Consider the following 3,749-nt stretch of genomic DNA (forward strand, 5'->3'; position numbering starts at 1 on the left):
GGCCGCCCGCGCGGCCGACCGTCGCGTGCTCGCGGCCGACCGCACCCGCGTGCTGCGCTCGGACTTCTTCGTGCACGCCGCTCCGCCGGCCACCGTGGGCGGCAGCGACAGCGCGACGTACGCCGTGCCCGTGTCCACCCGGACCGACCGCCTGGCGGTGAGCCTGGCGTTCCCGTCGGGTGGCACGGTCGGCGCGAGCCTGTTCAGCTACACCGTGACCGTGCACGACCCGTCGGGTGCGGTCGTCGCCACCTCCACCAGCGACCCGACCGCGGGCTCGGGCACCGCCCTGGCCAGCGTGCGCCTCCCCGCCGGCCACGCAACCGGCAGGTACACGTTCGAGGTGACCGGCGACTACGCCGCGTCCGACCCCGACACCGTGGACAGCGACTCCGTGCTCGGCCGGTTCGTCACCTTGCACGTGGCCCAGCTCAGGCGCGGCTGAGCGCCGCCCGCTGGAGCGGCAGCCGGGCGACCGGGTGCCAGGAGCCCGGTTGGTCGGTACCGGCGATGAGCATGGCGTGGTCGACCCGGGTGGCGATCGGCAGGGCCCGGCTCACCTCCGCCTCGGCCGCCCGGAGGTCGGCGAGCGTGCCGAGCCGGGACTCGCCGACGGTCAGGTGCGGCACCACCTCGTCGAAGGCACCGCCGTACGGCGGGAAGCCGGGGAACCTCTCGACCACGGCAGCGGTGAGGTCACGGAACCTCTGGGCGGGCTCGGGAGCGAGCCACAAGACGTCCTCCCCGAACCACCCACAGGTCGAGAACGCACAGTCGAAGGAGCGCTGCGCGGCGAGCGCCGAGCCCAAGGCGGCGACCACCTGCGCGTCGACGTCCTCAGGCGGGACGAACGGGAAGACCACGGTGACGTGTGCAGGGACGCCCCAGGAGGCGGCCTGGTCGAGCCGGAGCCGGTGCTCGCCCACGGCCGGTTCCGCCTCGGGGACGGGGACGATGACCGCCGTGTGGGTCGCGCGGCCGAGCGAGCCGTGCATCGGCTCAGAAGTCGAAGCCGTCGAACAGGTCGCCGATGCCGTCGCCGATCGAGCCGATGCCGTCACCGATGCCCTCGCCCAGCGCGCCGATGCCCTCCCCGAGCGCGTCGAAGCCGCCGAACCCGCCGAACAGCAGGCCGGCGAACATCCAGTCCATCGGACTGAACGCGCCGAAGTACCCCGAGGCGTACGGCTGGTAGGCGCGCCCGCCCTGCCAGTAGGGCACCCGCTGAGCGCCGACCATCACCATCCGGGCGTCCGGGTCGGCGCCGGCGGCCACCCGCTCGGCGTCGAGGGCGCAGGCCGGGACGTCGCGGGTGGCACCGCCGGGCGGGGTCCACGGCACGTCGGCGACGGACAGGCCGTGCCGCGGGTCGAAGAAGCACGGCGGGCGGCGGGTCGGCAGCGGATCGCCCGCCACCCGCGCGCGGACGCACGCGATCGCGTAGCGCCCGTCTTCGAGGATCTGCGTGACGTGCCGGACGTCGTCGGGACGCGTCATCGCGTCACCGGCGGTCTTCGCCGACTCGTAGGCGTCGAGGGCCCGCTGGTAGTCGGCGTTCTCCCCCGCCCCGAGCTGGTGACCCGCGAGATCCAGGTCGAGTGCTTGGAGCTCCTCCCCGAGCGCGGTGATGTCCTCGAAGGCGAGCTTCTTCACCGGCTCGAGCTCGGCGCGCCGGCGCTCGACCTCACGCGCCTGCGAGCTGCGCCGCGCCATCACGGCGACCGCCACGATGACGGCCAGCAGGAGGAGGATCACCAGGCCCATCATGGAGCCAGCCTACGGAGATCGGCCAAGCCGCCAGCCGCTCAGCCTGCGGCCGCCAGCGCCCCCTCCGAGGTCCGGTAGACGAGGCCGTCGGCCACCGCGAACGCGAGCGCACGGTCGAACCGGTCGCGCTCCCAGTACGCCGCGCCGACCAGGCGGGCCAGGTCGTCCGGGCGCTGCGGTCCCTCCGTCTCCAGCGCCCGGACGATCTGCCCCATCTCGTGGAAGACCTGGCGATCGCGCTTGCCCTCGGTCGACGGTTTCGGCGGTGGCATCGGCATGGCGTGGCTCCCTGTGGTCTCGGCTGCGTCGGTCAGGCGTGCTGCGGCTGGGCCCCGGACCCGGTGGCCGTCCCGGTGTCGTCGTCCTCGGCGGTCAGCGGCTTGGCCAGGCTCTCGAGCGACTTGCCCTCGGCCCGGACGCCCAGGAACGCCTCCACGACACCACCGACGATCATCAGCGCGGCCCCGACGAAGTAGCCGATCGCGATCTGGGTGATGTCCTTGTCCGCGGAGGCCTGCTCGATCAGCCAGCCGAAGAAGAGCGGGCCGGAGATGCCACCGGCGGCGGTGCCGATGGCGTAGAAGAAGGCGATGCACAGCGCGCGCGTCTCCATGGGGAAGATCTCGCTCGCGGTGAGGTACGCCGCGCTCGCGCCGGCCGAGGCCATGAAGAAGATGATCGCGCCCATCAGCGTCAGCGTCGTGGCGTCGAAGCTGCCGAGGTAGAACCCGGTGATCGCCAGCAGGATGCCGGAGCCCAGGTAGGTGGTGGTGATCATCTTGACGCGGCCCAGGCTGTCGAACAGCGGGCTGAGCAGCAGCGCACCGGCGAAGTTGCTCGCCGCGAAGACCGCGATGTAGTAGCCGGTCTGCTCGACCCCGAGGAACGTGGTCAGGGTGTCGCCGTAGGTGAAGAAGAAGGCGTTGTAGAGGAACGCCTGGCCCACGAAGAGCGAGAAGCACAGCACGGTGCGCTTGGGGTAGAGCGTGAAGACGGTCTTGGCGATCAGCGGGATGCCGATGGACCTGCGCTGCCGGATCGTGATCGTGTCGTGGACGTCGCGCAGCTGGTGGTGGGACTCCTCGGACACCGTGCGCTCGATGTCGCGGACGATCACCTCGGCCTCGTCCTCCCGGCCGTGGATGAACAGCCAGCGCGGGCTCTCGGGCACGTTGCGCCGCACGATGAGGATGCCGACGGCGAGGATCGCGCCGAGCCCGAACGCCAGCCGCCAGCCCCACTCCTGGCCGATGACGGTGGGGTCGAGCAGCGGGATCGTGAGCAGCGCGCCACCGGCGGCGCCGACCCAGAACGAGCCGTTGATGGCGACGTCGACCCGGCCCCGGTACTTCGCCGGGATCAGCTCGTCGATGGCGGAGTTGATCGCGGCGTACTCACCGCCGATGCCGCAGCCGGTGAGGAAGCGGCAGGCGAAGTACCACATCGGGTTCATGGAGAACGCGGTCAGCACGGTGGCCACGGTGTAGACGGCCAGCGTGATGAGGAACAGCTTCTTGCGGCCCAGCCGGTCGGTCAGCTGGCCGAAGAACAGGGCACCCAGACAGGCGCCGGCGACGTACATCGACCCGGCCAGGCCGATGTCGAAGTTGTTCATGCCCAGGCCGGTGCCGTCGGGCTTGAGGGCGTCGGACATCGAGCCGACGATCGTGACCTCGAGGCCGTCGAGGATCCAGACGGTGCCCAGACCGATGACGACGAGCCAGTGCCAACGCGCCCACGGGAGCCGGTCCAGGCGAGCGGGGATGTCGGTGGTGATCCGACCGGTTTCGACTGCCATGACGACTGCCGTACCCAGCCGTGACCGCCGTCACTCTCACGACCCCTACGCCGAGTCGGCGCCAGTTTCCCCCTGAGCCACGCCGAGGCGGCGCCAGTTTCCCCCTGAGCCACGCCGAGTCGGCGCCAGTTTCCCCCTGAGCCACGCCGAGTCGGCGCCAGTTTCCGCATGAGGCAGGAAACTG

5 protein-coding genes are annotated in these 3,749 nt (G+C 71.6%); 1 reads left to right on the forward strand and 4 read right to left on the reverse strand.

Going from position 1 to position 3,749, the window contains the following annotated elements; genetic code table 11:
• On the forward strand, nt 1-445 hold a 445-nt coding region (locus VGD85_RS15005; RefSeq protein WP_331064243.1), incomplete at its 5' end, for a hypothetical protein.
• Here VGD85_RS15005 and VGD85_RS15010 read toward each other — a convergent pair.
• The 4 genes from VGD85_RS15010 to VGD85_RS15025 are packed head-to-tail and all read right to left on the reverse strand — an operon-like array spanning nt 432 to nt 3,565.
• A complete protein-coding gene (locus tag VGD85_RS15010) occupies nt 432-995 on the reverse strand; it encodes a 2'-5' RNA ligase family protein (RefSeq protein WP_331064244.1) in 564 nt (187 codons plus the stop codon). The genes VGD85_RS15005 and VGD85_RS15010 overlap by 14 nt on opposite strands.
• A 4-nt stretch (nt 996-999) precedes the next feature.
• Nucleotides 1,000-1,767 (reverse strand): hypothetical protein, encoded by a 768-nt coding sequence (locus tag VGD85_RS15015; RefSeq protein ID WP_331064245.1) that lies wholly within the window; start codon nt 1,765-1,767, stop codon nt 1,000-1,002.
• A gap of 38 nt (nt 1,768-1,805) precedes the next feature.
• Entirely contained in the window at nt 1,806-2,045 is a 240-nt protein-coding gene (locus tag VGD85_RS15020; protein ID WP_331064246.1) for a hypothetical protein, read from the reverse strand.
• Between the two features lie 32 nt (nt 2,046-2,077).
• Nucleotides 2,078-3,565, reverse strand: coding sequence for an MFS transporter (locus VGD85_RS15025; RefSeq protein WP_331064247.1), 1,488 nt, complete (start codon nt 3,563-3,565; stop codon nt 2,078-2,080).
• Between the last annotated feature and the right edge of the window lie 184 nt (nt 3,566-3,749).

It is taken from the genome of Nocardioides sp., assembly GCF_036401255.1.
Lineage (GTDB): Bacteria > Actinomycetota > Actinomycetes > Propionibacteriales > Nocardioidaceae > Nocardioides.